The sequence below is a fragment of the Staphylococcus sp. aM genome (genome assembly GCF_052975125.1).
The window spans coordinates 909,903-932,240 of the sequence record NZ_CP121447.1 but is presented as its reverse complement, the minus strand read 5'-3'; the positions used below and the strand labels follow the sequence as shown (position 1 = coordinate 932,240).

At 30.9% G+C, this 22,338-nt stretch carries 27 protein-coding genes; 8 read left to right on the top strand and 19 right to left on the bottom strand.

Annotation, left to right across the window (positions count from 1 at the left end):
• Positions 1–36: 36 nt before the first annotated feature.
• The 6 genes from P7F85_RS04570 to P7F85_RS04545 form a co-directional block, all read right to left on the bottom strand.
• Positions 37–339: a YerC/YecD family TrpR-related protein gene (locus tag P7F85_RS04570; protein ID WP_002452267.1), complete on the bottom strand. Its 303-nt coding sequence runs from the start codon at positions 337–339 to the stop codon at positions 37–39.
• A 108-nt stretch (positions 340–447) separates the two neighbouring features.
• Positions 448–1,743 carry an adenylosuccinate lyase gene (purB, locus tag P7F85_RS04565; RefSeq protein WP_015364852.1) on the bottom strand — a complete coding sequence of 432 codons (1,296 nt, stop codon included), beginning with the start codon at positions 1,741–1,743 and terminating at the stop codon, positions 448–450.
• A 233-nt stretch (positions 1,744–1,976) separates the two neighbouring features.
• The gene (locus P7F85_RS04560) at positions 1,977–2,159 is read right to left on the bottom strand and encodes an NETI motif-containing protein (RefSeq protein WP_026088922.1); all 183 of its coding nucleotides are present in this window, start codon (positions 2,157–2,159) and stop codon (positions 1,977–1,979) included.
• Positions 2,143–2,736, bottom strand: a complete 594-nt coding sequence (locus P7F85_RS04555; protein WP_002452264.1) for a DUF2179 domain-containing protein — start codon at positions 2,734–2,736, stop codon at positions 2,143–2,145. Before P7F85_RS04555 ends, P7F85_RS04560 begins: the two co-directional genes overlap by 17 nt.
• A 164-nt stretch (positions 2,737–2,900) precedes the next feature.
• The gene (gene nadE / locus P7F85_RS04550; protein WP_015364851.1) at positions 2,901–3,722 is read right to left on the bottom strand and encodes an ammonia-dependent NAD(+) synthetase; all 822 of its coding nucleotides are present in this window, start codon (positions 3,720–3,722) and stop codon (positions 2,901–2,903) included.
• Positions 3,715–5,184 (bottom strand): nicotinate phosphoribosyltransferase, encoded by a 1,470-nt coding sequence (locus P7F85_RS04545; RefSeq protein ID WP_002466130.1) that lies wholly within the window; start codon positions 5,182–5,184, stop codon positions 3,715–3,717. The genes nadE and P7F85_RS04545 overlap by 8 nt, the downstream gene beginning before the upstream one ends.
• Positions 5,185–5,416: 232 nt before the next feature.
• Here P7F85_RS04545 and P7F85_RS04540 point away from each other — a divergent pair, with 232 nt between their 5' ends.
• The gene (locus P7F85_RS04540) at positions 5,417–6,484 is read left to right on the top strand and encodes a nitric oxide synthase oxygenase (RefSeq protein WP_046464268.1); all 1,068 of its coding nucleotides are present in this window, start codon (positions 5,417–5,419) and stop codon (positions 6,482–6,484) included.
• Positions 6,485–6,505: 21 nt separating this feature from the next.
• Positions 6,506–7,312, top strand: coding sequence for a prephenate dehydratase (locus tag P7F85_RS04535; RefSeq protein ID WP_002466139.1), 807 nt, complete (start codon positions 6,506–6,508; stop codon positions 7,310–7,312).
• 55 nt (positions 7,313–7,367) lie between these two features.
• Here P7F85_RS04535 and P7F85_RS04530 read toward each other — a convergent pair whose 3' ends face one another.
• Entirely contained in the window at positions 7,368–8,462 is a 1,095-nt protein-coding gene (locus P7F85_RS04530; RefSeq protein ID WP_046464267.1) for a glycosyl hydrolase family 28-related protein, read from the bottom strand.
• Positions 8,463–8,638: 176 nt separating this feature from the next.
• Between P7F85_RS04530 and P7F85_RS04525 the strand changes: the two genes are divergently transcribed.
• From P7F85_RS04525 to P7F85_RS04515, 3 genes are all read left to right on the top strand, one after another.
• Positions 8,639–9,193: a cysteine hydrolase family protein gene (locus tag P7F85_RS04525; RefSeq protein ID WP_002466155.1), complete on the top strand. Its 555-nt coding sequence runs from the start codon at positions 8,639–8,641 to the stop codon at positions 9,191–9,193.
• Positions 9,194–9,262: 69 nt separating this feature from the next.
• Positions 9,263–10,192, top strand: a complete 930-nt coding sequence (locus P7F85_RS04520) for a manganese-dependent inorganic pyrophosphatase (RefSeq protein ID WP_002466143.1) — start codon at positions 9,263–9,265, stop codon at positions 10,190–10,192.
• A gap of 177 nt (positions 10,193–10,369) precedes the next feature.
• On the top strand, positions 10,370–11,749 hold the full coding sequence (locus tag P7F85_RS04515; RefSeq protein ID WP_002466121.1) for an aldehyde dehydrogenase: 1,380 nt from the start codon (positions 10,370–10,372) through the stop codon (positions 11,747–11,749).
• 43 nt (positions 11,750–11,792) lie between these two features.
• Here the strand turns inward: P7F85_RS04515 and pglS are convergent, their stop codons facing one another.
• Positions 11,793–12,821 (bottom strand): 6-phosphogluconolactonase, encoded by a 1,029-nt coding sequence (gene pglS, locus P7F85_RS04510; protein ID WP_002466106.1) that lies wholly within the window; start codon positions 12,819–12,821, stop codon positions 11,793–11,795.
• A 202-nt stretch (positions 12,822–13,023) separates the two neighbouring features.
• Between pglS and P7F85_RS04505 the strand changes: the two genes are divergently transcribed.
• Positions 13,024–13,428, top strand: coding sequence for a YolD-like family protein (locus P7F85_RS04505; protein ID WP_002466101.1), 405 nt, complete (start codon positions 13,024–13,026; stop codon positions 13,426–13,428).
• 74 nt (positions 13,429–13,502) lie between these two features.
• Here the strand turns inward: P7F85_RS04505 and P7F85_RS04500 are convergent, their stop codons facing one another.
• On the bottom strand, positions 13,503–13,673 hold the full coding sequence (locus tag P7F85_RS04500) for a hypothetical protein (protein ID WP_002466153.1): 171 nt from the start codon (positions 13,671–13,673) through the stop codon (positions 13,503–13,505).
• Positions 13,674–14,059: 386 nt separating this feature from the next.
• Here P7F85_RS04500 and P7F85_RS04495 point away from each other — a divergent pair, with 386 nt between their 5' ends.
• Entirely contained in the window at positions 14,060–15,100 is a 1,041-nt protein-coding gene (locus P7F85_RS04495; protein ID WP_002466108.1) for a C45 family autoproteolytic acyltransferase/hydolase, read from the top strand.
• A gap of 54 nt (positions 15,101–15,154) precedes the next feature.
• On the opposite strand, the gene P7F85_RS04490 is transcribed toward P7F85_RS04495, so the two are convergent.
• The 3 genes from P7F85_RS04490 to P7F85_RS04480 all read right to left on the bottom strand — a co-directional run bounded on the left by P7F85_RS04490 (position 15,155) and on the right by P7F85_RS04480 (position 17,100).
• On the bottom strand, positions 15,155–15,997 hold the full coding sequence (locus tag P7F85_RS04490; RefSeq protein WP_002466129.1) for a DUF4097 family beta strand repeat-containing protein: 843 nt from the start codon (positions 15,995–15,997) through the stop codon (positions 15,155–15,157).
• A complete protein-coding gene (locus P7F85_RS04485) occupies positions 15,994–16,551 on the bottom strand; it encodes an HAAS signaling domain-containing protein (protein WP_002466144.1) in 558 nt (185 codons plus the stop codon). The genes P7F85_RS04490 and P7F85_RS04485 overlap by 4 nt, the downstream gene beginning before the upstream one ends.
• Positions 16,552–16,614: 63 nt before the next feature.
• A complete protein-coding gene (locus tag P7F85_RS04480; RefSeq protein WP_026088924.1) occupies positions 16,615–17,100 on the bottom strand; it encodes a hypothetical protein in 486 nt (161 codons plus the stop codon).
• Positions 17,101–17,266: 166 nt separating this feature from the next.
• Between P7F85_RS04480 and P7F85_RS04475 the strand changes: the two genes are divergently transcribed.
• The gene (locus P7F85_RS04475; RefSeq protein ID WP_002466160.1) at positions 17,267–17,830 is read left to right on the top strand and encodes a thioredoxin family protein; all 564 of its coding nucleotides are present in this window, start codon (positions 17,267–17,269) and stop codon (positions 17,828–17,830) included.
• A 132-nt stretch (positions 17,831–17,962) separates the two neighbouring features.
• On the opposite strand, the gene pmtD is transcribed toward P7F85_RS04475, so the two are convergent.
• The 7 genes from pmtD to P7F85_RS04440 all read right to left on the bottom strand — a co-directional run bounded on the left by pmtD (position 17,963) and on the right by P7F85_RS04440 (position 22,166).
• On the bottom strand, positions 17,963–18,697 hold the full coding sequence (gene pmtD, locus P7F85_RS04470; RefSeq protein ID WP_002466127.1) for a phenol-soluble modulin export ABC transporter permease subunit PmtD: 735 nt from the start codon (positions 18,695–18,697) through the stop codon (positions 17,963–17,965).
• Positions 18,697–19,569: a phenol-soluble modulin export ABC transporter ATP-binding protein PmtC gene (gene pmtC, locus P7F85_RS04465; RefSeq protein WP_002466134.1), complete on the bottom strand. Its 873-nt coding sequence runs from the start codon at positions 19,567–19,569 to the stop codon at positions 18,697–18,699. Before pmtC ends, pmtD begins: the two co-directional genes overlap by 1 nt.
• A gap of 12 nt (positions 19,570–19,581) precedes the next feature.
• Positions 19,582–20,253, bottom strand: a complete 672-nt coding sequence (pmtB, locus tag P7F85_RS04460) for a phenol-soluble modulin export ABC transporter permease subunit PmtB (RefSeq protein WP_002466128.1) — start codon at positions 20,251–20,253, stop codon at positions 19,582–19,584.
• Entirely contained in the window at positions 20,250–21,149 is a 900-nt protein-coding gene (gene pmtA, locus P7F85_RS04455; RefSeq protein ID WP_002466097.1) for a phenol-soluble modulin export ABC transporter ATP-binding protein PmtA, read from the bottom strand. Before pmtA ends, pmtB begins: the two co-directional genes overlap by 4 nt.
• A complete protein-coding gene (gene pmtR / locus P7F85_RS04450) occupies positions 21,149–21,526 on the bottom strand; it encodes a PSM export ABC transporter transcriptional regulator PmtR (RefSeq protein ID WP_002466156.1) in 378 nt (125 codons plus the stop codon). Before pmtR ends, pmtA begins: the two co-directional genes overlap by 1 nt.
• Positions 21,527–21,709: 183 nt before the next feature.
• Positions 21,710–21,892: an SE1626 family protein gene (locus P7F85_RS04445; protein ID WP_002466152.1), complete on the bottom strand. Its 183-nt coding sequence runs from the start codon at positions 21,890–21,892 to the stop codon at positions 21,710–21,712.
• 178 nt (positions 21,893–22,070) lie between these two features.
• Complete coding sequence (locus tag P7F85_RS04440; RefSeq protein WP_015364845.1) at positions 22,071–22,166, bottom strand: Trp-rich small protein; 96 nt, start codon at positions 22,164–22,166, stop codon at positions 22,071–22,073.
• Between the last annotated feature and the right edge of the window lie 172 nt (positions 22,167–22,338).

The window sequence follows — 22,338 nt, the reverse complement described above, 5'->3', positions numbered from 1 at the left end:
GTTGAACTTTAATAGTTACGATCGTTTTGCATTATTTTATTCTTTTGTATCGATATTAAGGCGATCTAATATCATTGTGTATGCATCATTGCCCCATTGTAAAGAACGCTTCACTCGAGAAATCGTTGCCGTTGACGCGCCTGATTCTTGTTCAATTGTTGCATATGTGTATCCTTGTTTAATCATTTTAGCAACTTGAAGTCGTTGAGAAAGTGATTGAATTTCGTTCACTGTGCATAAATCATCGAAAAACTGATAACATTCTTCTCTATTCTCTAATGTAAGGATTGCATCAAATAATTCATTTAACGCATCCCCACGTAATTTTTCAATTTGCATCATAACAGCTCCTATATGCATATTCTTTTTACTATTTTAACTTACTAACAAGGTAAAGTGTAGTAGTTTTAATTGAATTTGTATAGGATTTAATTATAATTTCTAATGTTATTCTAAGCCTGCTCTTTTAAAGATGGTGTCGACTTGGTTTAAATGGTGTTTTGGATTGAAACATTCATCTAATTCTTCTTTAGATAATACATCTGTAATCTTACTATCTTGTTCTATTAATTCTCTGAAAGGTGTTTTAGTTTCCCAAGATTTCATAGCCTTAGGTTGCACTGTATCATACGCTTCTTCACGTACCATACCTTTATTGATTAGAGAAAGTAATACGCGTTGTGAATAAATTAATCCAAATGTTTTATTGATATTCGCTTGCATATTATCCTCATATACTGTTAAACGATCTACGATATTTGTAAATCTATTTAATGCATAATCTAAGGCAATTGTTACATCAGGTAACATGATACGTTCAGCGGATGAATGTGAAATATCTCGTTCATGCCATAATGGTACATTTTCATAAGCGGTAGTGATATAACCGCGAATCACACGAGAAATACCCGTAATATTTTCAGAACCAATTGGATTACGTTTATGTGGCATCGCTGAAGATCCTTTTTGCCCTTTAGCAAAAGCTTCTTCAACTTCACGTGTTTCAGTCTTTTGTAGGTTTCTAATTTCAACTGCAAATTTTTCTAATGAAGTCGCAATAAGCGCCAATGTTGCGATATAGTAAGCGTGACGGTCACGTTGTAAAGTTTGAGTTGAAACAGGTGCTGCACCTAAGCCTAAATGTTTACACACATAGCTTTCTATTTCTGGTGGAATGTTCGCAAACGTACCTACCGCACCACTCATTTTTCCTACTTCTATTTCTTCACGTACATCTTTAAAACGTTTTAAATTACGTTTCATTTCTGTATACCATAATGCCATTTTGACACCGAACGTTGTTGGCTCGGCATGTACACCATGCGTTCTACCCATCATTAATGTATATTTGTAATTTTTAGCTTTTTCTTCTAAAACTTTTATGAATCTTTCTAAGTCTTTTTCAATAATATCATTTGCTTGTTTAATGACATAACTAAGTGCTGTATCTACAACATCAGTAGAAGTTAAACCATAATGAACCCATTTTCTTTCGTCACCTAATGTTTCTGAAACCTGTCTAGTAAATGCTACGACATCATGTCTTGTTTCTAATTCTATTTCTTTAGCACGCGCTACATCAACTTTTGCATTTTGACGAATTTTTTGAACATCTTCTTTAGGAATATATCCAAGTTCACTCCATGCTTCAGATGCTAAAATTTCTACTTCAAGCCAAGCTTCATAACGGTTTTGGTCTGTCCAGATAGACGACATTTCTTCTCTAGAATAACGTTCAATCATTTTTTAAACTCCTATCGTATGTATATTCATATTTCAAATTCCAAAATCTGTACATTAAAAGTAAAATAAACACAAAAGTTCGTCTTTGACGATTTACTTTAATTCTAACAGAATACCTATCGATTGTATAATTCTAATTAACTTATATTCCTATTTTATTTCATATTTTTGTCAAACACAATTCCAAAATCAAAACCACTCAAAGCAACTTATTGAGTGGTCTCTGTCATGTGTTATTCAGTTATCTTCTTACCAATAAAAATTATGTCTTGTTTTAAAACTTCTAAACTTCCATCTTTATTTTCTTTATAAATTGGCTTTTCAATGCGTCTTGTTGGCATATAACCATCGGCTTTCATTCTTTGTAGGCAATCAGCAATCGTCTCATTATCATTTACTTTATACTTCATGCTCAACAACACTTTCTAATTCTTCTGGTTCGTAAGCTTTAAGTTTACGTTTACGTACACCTTTAACCCAGAAGCCACCGTGAATATTTCTTGGCTCATAAGCAATGATAAAGGCTTTAGGATCTAAGTTTTTAATTGTATCCATTAACTTTAATTCATATTTTCTTGGCGTTAATATTTGCATTACCATTCGGCTTCCATCTCGTCCAAACGCTTCATAGTGTGTAACACCATACCCTAAGTTACGGAGTTCATTAGGTAAATCTAACTCGTATTCAGAAGATGTCACATTAACTACAGTATAACCGAGTGCCAATTTTTCTTCGATTTTCATACCCACAATGATACCTATTGAAAAACCAAATGCATAAGCAACAATATTTTGAATTTGATCTAAACTAGACATTACCAACCCTAGACCTACGACATAAATTAAGACTTCAACAAAACTTACAATCGCAGCCACATAACGGTAACCTTTTAAAGTTAAAATGGTTCTCATTGTTAAACATGTGACGTAACACACATTGATTACAAAGATAGCAAACACCATCAACCAAGGGTTTTGAGCAATCGCTGACATATTATTCCTCTTTTCTTACTTGAAATTCAAATTATTTTAACAGTCATTTTAAGCTTTGTCACGTCAAATTTAACTTTAATATTATAAAATGATTAATAACGTTATTTTTTATGAAAATGATAAAAAAGTACGTTCTATTCTTAGGTTAGTTTATAGATTACTTTCTAATTTTTAGGCCAAGTATAACGTGTATAAGCAAGTTCGCGTTTATGTGCATTTTTAACATAATGATTTTCAATCGTTTCTTTCGCTTCACTAGAAACCTCTTTGCCCTCTAAATAATCATCTATATCGTTATATGTTACACCTAAGGCTTCTTCATCAGGCAATTGAGGTTTGTCTTCCTCTAAATCTGCTGTAGGTGTTTTTTCATATAAATGTGCTGGCGCACCTAAATATTTAAGTAATGATCGACCTTGACGCTTGTTCAGACCAAATAGCGGCGCGATATCAGCTGCACCATCACCATATTTAGTATAAAACCCAGTGATATTTTCTGCAGAATGGTCAGTTCCCACAACAATACCTGATTGGTTTGAAGCAATTGAAAATTGTACTTTCATTCGTTCTCTTGCTTTTTCATTCCCTTTTTGGAAATCTGTTAATTGAATCCCTGCTTCTTGTAATGATTTTACACTTGTATCGACTGCAGGTTTAATATTAACAGTAATTGTTTGGTCAGGATTAATAAAGGTTAACGCGTCTTCAACCTCATCAGCGTCTGATTGCACACCATAAGGCAGTTTAACCGCTATAAATTGACATTCTCTGCCTTCTTCACGTAATTCGTTAACTGCTAATTGAACAAGGCGACCAGCTAATGTTGAATCTTGCCCACCAGAAATACCTAGCACTAATGATTTGATAAATGAATGAGATTGTACGTAACTCTTAACAAACTGTTTAATCTCTTGTACTTCTTTTTCAACATCAATTTGAGGTTTTACTTTCATCTCTCTTACTACGATATCTTGTAAATTACTCATGGTCTTCCTCCATTTCTTTTACATGTTCGGCCACTTCAAAGATGCGTTTATGTTTATTTTCCCAACAAGCTGTACTTAAATCAACTGGATACTCTTGGGGATTCAAGTAACGTTTGTTTTCATCCCAAAATGTTTTAAGTCCTTCTGTTAAATAAGCTTGTGCATCATGAACACTTGGTAAATCATAAACGAGTTGACCATTTTCAAAAATAGCATGATGTAAATCAATCGCTTCAAATGATTTTATAAATTTCATTTTAAATGTATGTACAGGATGGAATAATTTTAATGGCTTTTCTTTAGTTGGATCTTCTCCGTGTAAAGTAATATAATCCCCTTCTGCTTTACCTGTTTTCTTATTAATGATTCGATATACATTTTTCTTACCAGGAGTCGTTACTTTTTCTGCATTATTAGATAATTTGATACGATCACTGTATTCTCCATCACTATTTTCAATAGCAACTAATTTGTATACTGCCCCTAATGCTGGTTGATCAAATCCAGTAATAAGCTTCGTACCTACACCCCATGAATCTACTTTAGCACCTTGGGCTTTAAGACTTGTTATTGTTTCTTCATCTAAATCATTGGAGGCTATAATTTTGGCATCTTTAAATCCTGCTTCATCTAGCATACGACGTGCTTCTTTAGAGAGATATGCGATATCTCCTGAATCCAAACGTATACCAATAAAATTGATTTTATCGCCCAATTCTTTAGCAACTTTAATAGCTGTAGGTACACCCGATTTTAACGTATGGAAGGTATCTACTAAGAATACGCAGTCTTTATGACGTTCCGCATATTTTTTAAATGCAATGTATTCATCACCGTAAGTTTGAACTAGTGCATGTGCATGAGTACCTGATACAGGTATACCAAACAATTTTCCTGCTCGTACATTACTTGTGGAATTAAAACCACCAATATAAGCAGCTCTAGCACCCCATAATGCTGCATCTAACTCTTGACCACGACGTGTCCCAAATTCCATAAGAATATCGTCATTCGCTATTTGACGAATACGACTTGCTTTCGTAGCAATGAGCGTGTGGAAGTTAATAATATTTAATAATACTGTTTCCAGTAATTGTGCCTGAATTAAAGGGGCTTCTACTCTCATCAATGGTTCGTTTCCAAAACATATTTCTCCTTCTTGCATTGAATGAATATGTCCTGTAAATTTTAAATTTTTCAGATAATCTAAAAAATCATCCTGATAACCAATTGATCTTAAATATTCAATATCTGTATCTGAAAAACCAAAATTATCCATAAAATCTATAACACGTTTAAGTCCATTAAAAACTGCATAACCACCATTAAATGGCATACTTCTAAAGTACAAATCAAACACAGCCATTCTTTCATGAATACCATCATTCCAATAACTTTCAGCCATATTAATTTGATATAAATCATTTTGTAACATCAAACTGTCGTCTTCAAATTGGTACACTCGTATCTCTCCATTTCGACCATTCTTTTATCATTATTTTATCATAATTCAATTTAACTAGGTAACAACTGAATTGGTTTTACTAACTACACATGAATGATTTCAAAATTTACTTTCAAGCATTTTATGACTTTACCCATACATCTATGACGTTGCGACAAATTCGTGACAATTATCATTAATGAATGTGTAAATCAATCGTGTCGATTATAATACTTATGAGGTGTTTGAAATGTTAATAGATAAAGCAACAACATTTATCCAAACGATGTATTCTGAATTAAATTATACGCAAGATGAAGTTGATAAGATACTTAAAGAAATTAATCAAGAGATTGAAAAAACTGGTACCTACACACATACATTAGAAGAATTAACTTATGGTGCTAAAATGGCTTGGAGACATTCAAATCGGTGTATCGGTAGATTTTTTTGGGAGTCACTTAATGTCAAAGATGCTAGAGATATCAATGATGAAACACATTTTTTAGAAACTATTGAAGACCATATTATCAAGGGCACTAACGATGGAAAGATCAAACCTTATATAACTATATTCAGTCCTGACAAACCTCCTAAGATTTACAATAATCAATTAATACGTTATGCAGGTTATGAGGATTGTGGCGACCCATCTGAACGTGATGTGACACGATTAGCACAACATTTGGGATGGCTAGGAGAAGGTGGCGACTTTGACGTGTTACCCCTCATTTATCAAATCAATGACGGCCCAATTAAATTTTATGAATATCCTAAATCCATCATCAAAGAAGTCTCAATTGAGCATGAACATTATCCTAAATTGAAAGATTTAAATTTAAAATGGTATGCAGTACCTATCATTTCGAATATGGACTTACAAATTGGTGGCATTATCTATCCTACTGCCCCATTCAATGGTTGGTATATGGTTACTGAAATTGCAGTAAGGAATTTTACTGACAGTTATCGTTATGATTTATTAGAAAAGGTTGCAGAAGCGTTCGAGTTTGATACACTTAAAAATAATTCTTTTAATAAGGATAGAGCACTTATCGAACTTAACTACGCAGTTTATCATTCATTCAAATCACAGGGTGTTTCAATTGTGGATCATTTAACAGCTTCTAGACAATTTGAAATGTTTGAAAAGAATGAAGCAAAGCATCAGAGATCAGTAACAGGTAAATGGTCATGGTTAGCACCACCTATTTCCCCGACACTAACTAATAATTATCATCATGGTTTTGATAATACGATGCGTGATCCAAACTTTTTCTATAAACAATCAAGTGAGACAAAGTGCCCTTTCCATTAAAACATCATTAGAGGTGAAGGCATGCAAATATATTATTTAGGTCCAAAAGGTACATTTTCCTATTTAGCTTCTCAGAGGTTTGTTAATCAAAATCGAATACAACATTATGACTTTGTACCAAAAGCTAATTTATATGAAGTGATCAAATATGTTTCTCAAGATAACGCATCAATAGGAATTGTACCAATTGAAAATTCAATAGAAGGCACAATTAATATCGTTGCTGATTCACTTGCACAACAAAATGTATATGCACATGGCGAATTACATTTAGATATAGATTTTGCTTTATATGGTAAAGCCGGTAGTCAAATTAGTGATATCAAGAAAGTTTATTCGATAGCTCCAGCCATTAGTCAAACCTCAAATTATATTATGAAACATCAATTTGACTATGATTATGTTGATAGCACTGTTAAAGGATTTGATATGATTAATAAACATACGGGGGCTATCGCTCCACTAGCTAACGAGAATGATTATGATTTTGAAATTTTAGATACACATATCCAAGATTTTGCTCATAATGCGACACGATTTTTAATCATTAAAAACCATGCTAATTTCGATAGTAATACGAATACGTCAATGTTCCTAATCACACCAAAATACGATAAGCCTGGCCTTTTAGCGAGTATTTTAAATACTTTCGCTTTATTTAATATCAATTTATCATGGATTGAATCACGGCCTCTGAAGACTAAACTAGGCCAATATCACTTTTTTGTTCAGGCAGATGCACCTGTATCACAAGATGTCAAAAAAGTGATGACTATCCTTAATACACTTGATTTTGAAACCAAGCTTGTTGGTTCATTTTATAAATAAGATAATAAAGAACGCTTCTCCCTTACTCTAATAATTAGGGAAAAGCGTTTTTATATTATTTTATGTTTTCTACATTCTTTTTTTCTATAGACACTAAATGATCGTCTTGATTCAATGTTAAATCATCGATATCTTCGAGATGTATTTTTTGAGATTTATCATTAAATGTATTGCCTACAATAAATATTTGCGTATGTTTTACATTATTATAACTTCTAATGTGTATAGCATCCTTTTCCATTTTTCCAATAAATTCATTGCCAATTACATTAAAATTAGAACCTGCTTGTGTCCCCATGTCTTTTCCAGTATAAGGATCCGCTGCGTTTTTACCATCTTTGACACCTAAAAAACGTATGCCCCCTACACAATTTATGAACTTATTTTTAGATATAAATGTATTTTGAGATTTTAGCGGCGTTAATGCATATTCTTGAATTTGATCAAACACATTGTCTCTGATATGAATATTTTCATAATAACGATGATATCTACTTGCATGTGACCCGATTGCCCTATTCCAAGGTTTCATTTTTGGGTCATCTGACGGTCCAAAATAACAATTTTCTATAATGGCATTTTTAGTTATTGTCCCATCGGTTGTACCAAATTTTGGAAAAGCACCAGGCACTTGGATATCCAGTTGAACCGCTTCCGAAAAGAATCTATCACCATCAATATCTAAGAAACCTTCAAAAGAACAATTCGCTATTCTTAATCCATTTAAACCACATGCATCTATGGCATGTCCACCTACAATATTTTTAAAAGTCACACCTATAAATTGAATGTCTTCTGCATGCCCCATGCATACAGCGGTGTTGTTATATGGAAAATGAGAGCCATTCATATCAAATGTGCCCCCCTTAATATGTATATGACTATTTCCTTTGTATTCATGATAGAAAATATATGGTTTCCCATTCTTTAATAGTGCATCTTTGCTATATCTCAATAATACTGTTTCATCATCTAAAAGCAGTGTTGTAGAATCATAAATCACTAACGCTTTGCCAATATGATAAGTCCCTTTTGGGATATACACCGTATGTTCACCATTTTTTGCTTTGTTCAATGCTTTTTGAATTGCTTTTGTATCTTTTACTTTATTATGACCTTCTGCGCCAAAATCTTTCACATTTATGAACATCCAATTTCTCCTTTGTTTCATATTTAATTGTAGTCCTCTTGATAAATATATATACTATGATTAATCTTATAAAACATTTTTTAAGCAATTAGATGAAATTTTTAATTAACTTAATAAAATTGAATGATATGATCGAAGACAATGATTATTTTTTATTTTGGGAAGGATGTTATTAAATGGAGAAAAAAGCTTTAATTGTAGTAGATTACTCAGTAGACTTTATTGCATCTGATGGAAAGTTAACTTGTGGTGAACCTGGACAAAAATTAGAAACATTTATTACAAATCGCATTCATCACTATATTAAAAATAATGAAGATATCTTTTTTATGATGGATTTACATTATGAAAATGATAATTACCACCCAGAATCTAAACTATTCCCACCACATAATATTGAAGGTACTTCAGGACGACAACTTTATGGTTCAGTTGGAGACATTTATGAAGCGAATAAATATCAAAGCAATATTCATTACTTTGATAAAACACGTTATGATTCATTTTACGGTACACCTTTAGATAGTTTATTACGTGAAAGAACAATTAGCACATTAGAAATCGTTGGTGTCTGTACTGACATTTGCGTTTTACATACTGCTATTTCCGCATACAATTTAGGTTATAAGATTCATGTGCCAAAGAAGGGTGTTGCTTCCTTTAATCTATCTGGACATGAATGGGCATTAAATCATTTTCAAAACTCATTGGGCGCAGAGGTAGAAGAATAAGCTATAGTCATGCTAAAATAACTATATAATATCAATAAAATAACTAATGAATAAGGGAGACATATATCCATGGCAAACACTTACATTTTTGGACACAAAAACCCAGATACTGACGCAATTTCATCAGCAATTATTATGGCTGACTTTGAACAATTAACAGGTAATGCAGGCGCTAAAGCTTATCGCTTAGGTGAAGTTGGAGCTGAAACTCAATACGCATTAGATCACTTCAATGTTGATGCACCAGAGTTATTAGAAGATAATTTAGACGGTCAAGATGTTATTTTAGTTGACCACAACGAATTCCAACAAAGTGCTGATACAATTGCTGATGCTACAATTAAGCACGTTGTAGATCATCACAGAATTGCAAACTTTGAAACAGCTAGCCCACTTTATTACAGAGCAGAACCAGTAGGTTGTACAGCCACAATTCTTTACAAAATGTACAAAGAACGTGGATTTGAAATTAAACCTGAAATTGCTGGACTTATGATTTCTGCAATTATTTCAGATAGTTTATTATTTAAATCTCCTACTTGCACTGATGAAGATGTCAATGCAGCTAAAGCTTTAAAAGATATTGCAGACGTCGACCTAGATGCATATGGTTTAGACATGCTTAAAGCAGGTGCTTCTACTACTGATAAATCTGCTGATGTATTATTAGATATGGATGCTAAATCATTTACTATGGGAGATTACGTAACACGTATTGCTCAAGTTAACACAGTTGATATTGATGAAGTATTAGATCGTAAAGAAGAATTAGAAAAATCTATGCTAGAATCAAGCGCTGAAGAAAAATATGATTTATTCGTTTTAGTTGTAACTGATATCATTAACAGCGATTCTAAAATTTTAGTTGTTGGTGCTGAAAAAGATAAAGTTGGCGAAGCATTCAACGTTAAATTAGAAGACGATATGGCATTCTTAACAGGTGTTGTATCTCGTAAAAAACAAGTTGTACCTCAAATTACTGAAGCTTTGACTAAATAATTTATTAGTAATATAGAAATATATTTGATTGTACTGAACCTGGGACATGATTTGATGTCTCAGGTTAATTTTTTATATTATACTTAATTATTTTTGTGTGAATCGGGTAAAGATATGTTAAGCATTTTTTTCTTGAGGATATTGTTATCTCAAATCCAACTTAAGGAGGTTCAACTTTTGAATTCAATTGATCAACTATTTGAAAATAGCAAAGCTTTTTTCAAAACACATCAAACAAAAGATATTAAATTTAGAAAGCAACAATTAAAGTTGTTAAGTAAGAGTATTAAACATCACGAAAATGAGATACTTGAAGCTTTGCAAAAAGATTTAGGTAAAAGTAATGTTGAAGCATATGCTACTGAAATTGGTATTTTGTTAAAAAGCATTAAATTAGCCCGTAAAGAGCTTAAAAATTGGTCTAAAACAAAACAAGTAGATACACCACTTTATCTTTTTCCTACTAAAAGTTATATCAAAAAAGATCCTTATGGCACTGTTCTTATTATCGGTCCCTTTAATTACCCAGTGCAATTAACATTTGAACCGTTAATTGGTGCGATTGCAGCTGGTAACACAGCGATTATTAAACCATCAGAATTGACACCTCATGTATCTTCAGTCATTCGTAAAATTGTTGAAGATGTTTATAAACCTGACTATATTGCTGTAGTTGAAGGTGGTATTGAAGAAACAGACCACCTTATTCACTTACCGTTCGATTATATGTTCTTCACTGGTAGCGACAAAGTAGGTAAAATCGTTTATCAAGCCGCAAGTGAAAACCTCGTTCCTGTAACACTTGAATTAGGTGGTAAATCTCCTGTAATTATCGATGAAACAGCTAATTTAAAAGTAGCTAGTGAGAGAATTGCTTTTGGTAAATTTACAAACGCAGGACAAACTTGTGTTGCTCCAGATTATATTTTAGTAGACCGAAAAGTAAAAGATGATTTTATCAAAGCATTAAAACAAACTCTAAATGAATTTTATGGTAAGACCATTCAATCTAGTCCTGATTATGGCAGAATTGTAAATCATAAGCATTTTAATCGCTTAAATGATTTACTACAACACCATAAAGAGAATGTCATTTTTGGTGGTCATAGTGATGAATCCGATTTATTCATCGAACCCACTATTATTGATGATATTCAAACTTCAGATTTAATTATGGAAGAAGAAATCTTTGGTCCATTATTACCAATCATCAGTTATGATCAATTTGATGAAGCTTTCGAAATAATCCAGTCTCGCCCTAAACCTTTGAGCCTTTATTTATTTAGTGAAGATGAAAATTCAACGCACCGTGTGCTTAACGAACTTGCCTTTGGTGGTGGTGCTATTAACGATACATTGATGCACCTAGCAAATCCTAATTTACCTTTTGGCGGTGTAGGTCTATCGGGTATCGGTAATTATCACGGCAAATACTCATTTGATACATTTTCTCATGATAAATCATATACTTTTAAATCGACACGCTTAGAGTCGAGCCTATTTTTCCCACCTTATAAAGGTAAATTTAAGTATATTAAAGCATTTTTCAAAAATTAAAAAAATAAATCCCTTAAGCAATATCGCTTAAGGGATTTATTTTTTAGAACATGACACAAACACCTTCTGGTGCCTGAGTTGATTGATCTTTTAACGTCAATGTGCCTTTTTCTTTATCTCTTTCAAATACCGTTAATTTAGATTGGCCTTCTTGATGTGCACAAACTAAGTAATCATCTGATTCTGTGATATTAAAATCTCGTGGGAATTCATCACCACTTTTGACAATATCAACCAATTCAAGTTTAGCCCCATTTTCTAAGACTTTGTAAATTGCAATGCTATCATGACCACGATTACTTACATATAAGAACTGTTGGTCATGCGATAAATGTACTGCTGCAAGTTTAGTTGCACCATCAAAATGTTCTGGAATTGTTAAATGACGTTCTAATTCTTTAAAACGACCATCTTCATATTTAGTCACGCTAACAATATTTGATAATTCATGTACGACATATGCATATTTTCCATTTTCATGAAATGCAATATGACGCGTACCATCAGCTGCATTAAATTCTGAAACAGCATGTTCTTTCAAACCATTTTCACTAAATGTGTATGACACAAGTCGATCTGTACCTAAATCAGCTGCTACTACATATTGACCATCTGGTGTCTCGTTTAAAAAATGCACATGAGGATGTTCTTGTCTTTCATGAGGTCCAAGTGGATAGTCATGCGCTAGCTCCTGAATCAATCTCTCTATTTCACCAGTAGTCGGATTTAATTGATAAATTCGAGCTAATCCTGCACCATAAATTGCTTCAAATAGAAACTCACCATTTGTTGATACTTGAACATAACATCCTGTTCCCTTTTGAGAAGCCAAACATTTATTGATTAATGTTAATTCGCCATTTTCTGCTATTCTAAAACTTGCGACACCACAATTGTCTCCTTCTTTTGTAATAGCATATAGAAAATGATTATTTCTTGTTACATACGTTGATGCTTCTAGTTGGTAACCAGTCGCCACTTCAACTATTTGCCCATTTTGTTCGTCTAAATCAAATTGATAAATCCCTTGTCCATTCTTCTTCGTATATGAACCAATATAACCTTTAGTCATTTCGTCAACGCCTCCTTATCACTTACCTCTATTCTATTAAATTTATATATATAAAGACAAACGTTTGGGTATGATTTTAGTTATAAACCTCTATACTTAAATTTTATATCTTGATAACCACACATGATTCTAGCGAAATACCACTTGCAAAACAGAACGTATGTTCGTATAATAAAAGTATAAATATTGAGGTGATTGAAAGATGATTAAGGATTTAAATAATAATCAGTTGGACTATCGAAATATTCCGCGCAACCAATTGAATAGAAATATTCCAAAAGGCCGTGGCATGGTTAAATGGGCACCATTTGCTACCTTACCTGAACAATTTGAAACGATTCATCAATATATCATCGATCAAAATAAGGTTGATCGTCCTGTGCTTTCCGACGATCAATTATCTGATTTGAATTTTCGTTTACATCAGTCCTTGCAGTTAAATCAACCAGTAGTCGTACAGTATTATGATGATGGATACTTTAAATCTATCGAACTTAATATTGAACGTATTGATGCTATAACTTTTGAAGTTGAAGGATATCCATCTCATTCTTCTGATAAATTCAAACTTTCTTTATTAGACATTGTACGTATTTCCCCTACTTAATTTCTTTAAAAGCAAATAAAAAAGCCACTGATGACGATTTCATCAGTGACGCTTTCATTAATTTAATCTTTAAATTAATTATTATTTTCGATATCTGAAACGATTTCTTTAGTTTTTCTTTCGATATCTTCAAAGTCTTTTTTGAAAATATAAGCAAATGCAACTACACCTACACCTACAACAACTGTAGTGATAGCTACTAAACTAAATACAAATTTAAATAAACCTTTAATAAAGTTCCACATTAAAATTCACCTCTATATTTTATATGCATATCTACAATACATTATGATAGCATATTTATCGTTATCAATAAATACATACCCTTTTTACTATTTTTATAAGCTCACTTTATAAAAATTTTTATGATAAGATGTAACTATAAAAAAGACGACTGATTTATTCATCAGCCGTCAGTGCAATATTATAATTATTTGTGCCACCAATTATAAATTGCGCCTTTTATATAATCATATTTACTACGCATGATATCACCCCAAAATAAATTATTTCTCAATGCTATCAGTAACTAATTACAATTTTATTATATATATAATTACATAAAATAACAATTAATGTAACATTAACATTATATTACAAAGTGTAAATTTTGAATAAGGAGTACTTTCATATGCAAAACGTTCAATCTGAAATTATGTGCTATAGAGGTTCACATTATGATTTAGGTATACACACTGCCAAATGGTTAAAACAAACTGACCTCTTAAAAAACAGAGAAAAAGAATGGAAAAAGCGAATTCCTAGATTTGATATAGATGTTAACGAAACACATTCTATTTTTCAAACGTATGCACCTAAAATTTGGGAAGAACTCATGGGTATGCAAGATGTATTAAAGTTACCAACACGTCAAATGATTTTAAACTTTGCACATTATCGTTTTACTGATTTAAAAGAAAGTGGTTGTACCGTATTTAACGGAACCAATTATTTAGTAAGAAATTATGATTATCATCCTGCTACTTACGATGGCAGATATTTATTATATCAACCTAATGATGGCGGATTAGCACAAATTGGTCCAACATCAAGAGTAACTGGACGAATGGACGGAATGAACGAAGCTGGTTTAGTAATGGCTTATAATTTTATGCATCGTAAAAAGCCAGCAAATGGATTTGTATGTTATATGGTAGGTAGATTAATATTAGAACTCTGTAAAAATGTCGACGAAGCGATTCAACTGTTAAAAGAGATACCACACCGTAGTTCATTTAGTTATATTTTAATGGATCAATCTTTAAATCATGCCATCGTAGAAATTACACCTCGTGATATCAATGTCAGATATGATACTATTTGTACAAATCATTTTGAATTACTAACGCATGAAAATAGAAATTATACTAAAGAATCTAAAGAACGACTAGCACGTGTCATTAACCAAACACATACACAACTTGATAAGCATCAAGCATTCAAATTATTTAATGATCCACAATACGACATATATAGTAAACTTTTCAACAGTTGGTCTGGTACCATTCATACATCGATGTACGAACCACAATCACTTACGGCATGGATGTCTTTAGGTGAGAATCAGATACCTTCAAGTATAGATTTTAATACTTGGCTTAAAGGCGAAGAGCTCACGCAACGTACATTTGAAGGCGTCATTGATACAGATTTAACTTTTGCCACACATTAAAAAAGTACAAAACGAGAACAAATAGACCTGTCTCGTTTTGTACTTTATCTTCCTTTATTTTATGACTATATCTCCATCAACCGTATAAAATTCAAGAATATTGTCACTCTTCCCTACTTTACTTTCATGAAAATGTTTATTCTCAATTAAAGACTTTCCTTTACCTGGTTGTAATTTCAACAAAGTATTTTCTGGTTTATCTTTATAAGAATAATGAATATCGCCTTTTTTAGTAGATGCCTTGATATCGTTTCTTGATGACATATTATTAAAATGAATATCTCCTTCTCCTAATAAAAAAATAGAATCGCTAATATTGCTGTTATAAACATTAATAAAACCGTTATTTAAGTTTACATGATTATTTTTTAAAGTAGAATTTTTTATAGATAATTGTGAGCTATTAGCCTTAATATCTGAATCATTAACACTTAGATTTTTTAAATCCATATGAGAATTTGTACTCAATATTTTTAAATGATTAGTAGTAATGTTGTCAATGTTAAAATTACCACCTCTAGATACATAAGAAAAAGTATTTAATTTTATATTTGGCACCTCAATAACAATCTGATTGTCATCTTTTCTAAACGGATTCAAATTAATAGCATACCCTCTATTAACATTTTTTACTTCTGAAATTTTCAGAGTCTTATTCTTTTTATCTAAGTTTACTTTATTATCCCCATTATATTTCACTTTAAATTTAGACCCGTTAACCACTTTGACATTAGCGTATTCCGTGTTAATTGATATATTTTTAAAATTAGAGTTAGAATATGATTTATTAATTTTCGTTTCTTCATAATTCTGTTTTTCAAAGGTAAACCAGCAAACTGTAGCACCTATAAAGAAAACAAGAAAAATGATAAGACCTGAAAACATTATCTTTCTCATCTTTTAACGCTTCCTTTAACTGTTTTAATATACCATCTCAAATATTTTAGAATGAGTCTATATATCGTTTCTAATACTTTAAATGTTATAACAATCAACATTAATCCGAGTCCTGTGTATGCTATTGAAAAAAGAATATTACTCACTGAATCATGTATCCCTTTATAGAAAGACGAAAAGACTAAAATTAAAGGTGCACAAATTAATAGCTCGGAAACAACAAACAAAATTACGAATATCATACATATAAAGAACACTGGAATTAAAACTAAAAATACTGATAGCAAACCTAAACTTAATGAAGCCGTAACAGCTCGTAACGTATTATGAAATGTTGGTTTATATTCAGCATATTCAATCGCGCTATGCGCTTTTACCTGTTTAGCTATATCATTAGGCTCTTTTAGCGCTTTAACTATTTCCGCTTCAGATTTACCTTTCAGTTCCTCTTCATAAAAGTAATGTTCATAATCATACATTTTTTTATCTTTTTCTTTTCTAGGTAGTTCGTCTAATGAGACTTCTAATTCATTCAAAAATGTAATTTTATCCATAGTATTGTCACTCTTTCTATCTATTTTTTCAATTAGTTGCAATACTAATGTTCAACTATTTAGTTACTTACTAAAGAATTCAATCCGCTTCACGATATCATCTTTATATAAAATATTTAATTTCAAATGATGTTCACGATCTCGATAAGTCATTGATTGATAGTTCTTACCTATTTTACTTTTTTGATAATCACTACCTAAATTATGAATAACTTCATCAATATGACTCCCAATTCTAATACCAAAATTTGTATGTATCTCTTTATCTTTAACAAGTACAATGCCTTTAACAACGTGTTTCTTTTTATGAACTTTAACTGTTAAATCATCATGCTTTTTATGATTATAAAATGTGTAACGATCTACTTTAATATTTTTATTTACATTAAAATCTTTTTTATGAAATTGTTCATTTAAATGTATTCCATTTATTGATGCACCTGATAAATCAACGGTTTTTATATTTTTATAAAATGAAAGACCTATCAGAAGTAAAATGGCTAATATTAAGAATAGCATACTAATTATCCATCGATTCTGAATGCGCAAAGATGTTCACCACTTTCAACTTATTATAATAAATATAGCATAAGGTGTATTTAGTTTCATCTCACGGTAGGTATTTGCTAAAATGAGAGAATTTTTAAAATATTTTAATTTATTTACATTATGAAAATTGGTATAATATATAAAATGATTAAAGGAGGTTTTTTCGATGACCAATTTAGAAACATATTTTAAAAACAGTCAAGACATCGGACCTTATATTGAGCAGATGCAAGACAATAAAGACAATCTCGTTTCAATTTATGATTCCTTTAAGTTACCTGAAGATGATGAAAGATTACAGAAATTAAAATCATCTAACTATTCTAAAGTATTGGTAATTACCGAAGACTGGTGTGGCGATGCCATGATGAATCTTCCAATACTTAAACATATTGCTGAAGCCCTAGAATTAGAAGTCAAAGTGTTCCATAGAGATGATGATACACATCTTATAGACCAATATTTAACAAATGGAAAATCACGTTCAATTCCTATTTTTGTATTTTTAAATGATAATTTTGAACAAGAAACAGTTTGGGGTCCACGTGCTAAAGAAGTTCAATCATTTGTTACTAATTTGCGCGAAGATACTTTACCAAGTAAAGATCATCCGGATTATGAAGATAAAGTTAAAGAAACACATTTAATTATTTCAAATCGATATAAAACAGATTCCACTTTCTGGAAAGCAGTTTACAACTCAATTATTGATCAAATGATTTATAAATAACACCTATATATAACGAAGCTATTTGAGTAAGATAGCTTCGTTTTCTTTTGAAATCTCCTGTTTTAACGCCTTATTCTCTCTTAAATTAAAACATTAAAAACCGGGACTATAAAGCCCCGGTAATCACTTATTCTAAATATCTCTTTTAGCTGCATATAATACATTAACAATAAATAGCACTACGATTGATGCTATAGAAATAAACCATTGCCAATGTGTAAATGAAACATCGGACTCAGTCATTTTTTGTGTTAAATATGTGAATGGAATGTATTTAAATGACTTATGAATGTCATCACCGATGTTTGGAATTAAACCTACTAGCGGTTGGATAAATGGCACGATTAATAATAAGAAAATGCCTAACGTAAAGATAACAGCTGGTTTTTCAACTGCTAATGTAATTAAGAATAAAAATAATCCAAAGAATAGGAAAAAGATAAGATAGAACCAAATGTTAGTTAAAAAGTTATCTCCATCAATACTTTTACCTTTAGTTGTAGCTTCAATTACAATAATCACTATATATTGAACAAGTGTAAATAAAAATGAAATTAGAATCATAGAAATCGTTTTAGCAACAATATAACCAATTCTACTACTCATCTTATTCATATATAACTGAATCGTACCTTGTGAGTAATCTCGTGTAATTGTTTTGATAATAAATAATAAACCTGCAAATAAGAATAACCAATTGGCCATGATAAATACCATTGTATAGTCCACTTTATGACCAGGACTATAATTTGCCATCATAACAGCTTGAAAGACAGTTAAGCCTATAACAAGTATAAACGCAATGTATGTGAGCGGACTTTTAAAAATACTTATTAAATCATGCTTTACTAATTGTAAAGATCTCATTATTTATCACCTCTTTGATTAATATTAAAGTAAGTATCACGTAATGAACTTTTACGTGTTTCAATATATTTAGGATAAATATTGAGTTTCGCTAACGCTTCTAGCACATCTTTATAATTTTTTTGCGCTTTAATGATGATTTCTCCATTTTCTTTATTAGACTGTTGAACATGGAATTTTTCTGTCAACATTTCTAATGCCTTTTGATAGTCTTCTGTATCGATTGAAATTATCGTACTATCTTTTGGTCCACCATCTTTCATATTGACATCTTGTACGAATGTACCATCTCTTAAGAATACAGCCCTATCACAAATGAGTTCAATGTCCTCTAATTTATGACTAGAAATCAATATCTTCATTTCTAACTGTTTAACCAATGATTGAATTGTCTTCAATACATCAATTGAACCATCTGGATCCATACCATTTGTAGGTTCGTCTAAAATAAGGTATTTAGGTTTATTCATTAATGAAACTGCTATAGCTAATTTTTGTTTCATCCCCATTGAATATTTCTTCACTTTTTTCTTGATATACGGTCTCATACCGAATGCGTCAATGATATGATCTGCATATTCTTTGTCGAATCCTTTACCTAATACTTGTGCAAATAATTTTAAATTATATAATCCTGTTTTATTATCATATAGTTTAGGATGCTCGATTAAATATCCAACATTTTCATTATTTGGTAAATTAACTTTTCCTTCATAATTGATAATATTGCCATTCATTACTTTCATTAGCGTTGTTTTACCTACACCATTTTTACCGATTAATCCTACGATTTGACTGTTTCCAAAATCAAAGTCTATATGATCTATAACTGTATTTTGGCCATATTTTTTTGTTATTTGTTCTAACTTCATCGTAGACCTCCTTTAAAGTGTATGTTTCTTAATTTTATTTAGTTGTAACACGTAATTAATGATTAAAACTATAATACTTAACAGTACAAATCCATAATTTAAAAAATAAGAGTAAAATTGTGGAATTTGACTATGATTTAAAAATATATAATTAATTAAAATCAATGTGACGGATAATAGAAATGGTAATACGAACATAATCAAAATGATATAAGCAATATATGATACTCCTTCAGTTTTATACTCAGTACTTTTTCTAAAAGCTATTGGTATCGATAAGAAGTTCGCTACAATATAGGCATATGTAGTTGAGAAATATATGGCATTGGCTCGAATAGAATCTGATTCATAACCATATAAAGTAATCACAATTGCACCAAATAAAGTAAAGAAGATACATGTTAAATAATTGGCATTTAACATATCCTTCTTGGATACTGGTAAACTTCCGAAAAATAAGTTTGCACGGTTCCCACCTAATCGTCGATGAAATCTAAACAAATGACCTGCATCGAGAATAGAAATAATCATTAAAATTAATCCAAGTGGTATTGCCATAACAGAATTCATGAGCGGATTAGGTTTCATTAAGAAACTATATATTGGATAAAATCCAATCAATGCTATATACAAAATGAGCGTCCAATATCTTAATTTTATATTTCTAATTAACAATTGCTTCATTTCTTATCCTCACTTTCTAAAGTAAGGGTCTCAGATAATTTATTCTTATATTTCTCTAAATAAATCATTAATTCTTCGATACTAGGTTTTTGTACTTCAATTTCGTTTCCGAATATTTCTTTAAATGTTTGTGCATGTTGTGTTAAAGCTGTATATCCAGTTTTCCTAGTTTCTCTGTATATTAATAATTCTTCCAATTCTTCATCTAAATCATTATGATTACCTTTAATAATTTGAAATTTACTCATTAACGATTCAATTGAATCATTTAATATAATTTCACCGTCTCTGATATATACTAAATAATCAGCAATCTTTTCCAAATCTGAAATAATATGTGTAGAAATGAAAACTGTCTTATCTTCATCAATTAGTTCTTGTTGAATAATTTCTAATACTTCATTTCTTACAATTGGGTCCAAACCCGAAGTAGGCTCATCTAAAATAAATAACTCAGCATGATGACTAAATGCAATAGCTAGTGACAGTTTCATTTTCATACCTGTAGAAAATTGATTGATTTTCTGATTATATGGTAAATCAAATTTACTTAAATAATTTTTAAACAAATGCCTATCCCAATCTTTATAAAAAGGAGAAATGATATTTTCTAACTTTTTTATAGTCCATTTTTCATTGAAGTAAGTTTCTGAATAAGCAAATCCTATTTTATTTTTTATCTTAATAGGATTCGTTAACATACTGTCACCTAATATTGAAATGGTTCCCCCATCATATTGTAATAAATCCATAATTAATCGTATGACTGTCGTTTTCCCTGCACCATTTCCACCAATAAACCCTGTTACAAATCCTTGAGGTACATAGAATGATACGTCCTTTAATTTAAATTTCTGTCTAGAATAATTAACATGGTTCAATTCAATAGCATTCATTATTCTTCCTCCTCATAAATTAAAGAAAGAATTTCTTGCAGTTCTTCTAATGACATCCCAATTGTCTTTGCTTCTTTCGTCATCGATTTAGCTAAATTTTCAATCACAAAGAACTGCTTTTCTTTTAGAATTGAATTATCCTGTTCTTTAACAAATGTTCCCTTACCTCTAATCGTAGTAACAAAACCATCTTTTTCCAAATCTTCATATGCACGTTTGGTCGTAATTAAACTAACTTGTAAGTCCTTTGCAAGTTCACGCATAGATGGTAAATGCTCTCCAGCAGAAACGTATCCTTTCAAAATGTTTTCTTTAATTTGTTGTTTGATTTGTTCATAAATGGGATATTCACTGGTGTTTTTCAAAATAATTTTCATTGATGTCCCCCTTTTCTTCTGTATATACTCAATATACACACTATACACAAATTTGTAAAGTGTATATAAAAATTCTCTTAATATATGGCAATGTAATATCAAATTATGTATATACAATATATACAGATTAAAAAACAGCATGTAAATTACACACTGTTTTCTAACAATTAATTTCTAAATTGCTTACTTTTTATGATTATTTTTTCGACGATCATTATTTCTACTTATAAAAGCGCATATCATAAACATAATAGCAGCAAGTAATAATTTTATTCCAGACGATTCATTACCTGTAGCTTGCAAATAATAACCTATAATGAATAATATGATTGCTAACACTACAAATATTTTAGTCATGTGCTTCATTGTATTCACCTCATTATTTCAAATTATATCAAACTATCAGTTTTTCCTAAAATCGGTCAAACGTTATATTGATTGCGATATATTTATTACGATGTTAATATATATTTGTATCCACAAATTATACTACACTACCCCAAGTCTGGTACCAGCAGGCTTGGGGTATTTTGTGTATGGTCATCTATTTATCTTTCCAATTGATTTCCAACCAAATTCGAAAGATAACAAGTAGGCCACCTGTTAATAAAGTTATAATTCCATCTTGCCACCACGTCATTATACTACACCTCCCAAATGCAAAGTGTCATAAATGTCGATGACCTATACTTATCTTAACATAAAATAGAACATATGTTCGTATATTTTACTGAATAAATATTATTAACCAAATCTTTTATAACAATACTTTATCTTTGGACAATTTCAAGATACTATAAAGATAATGACTT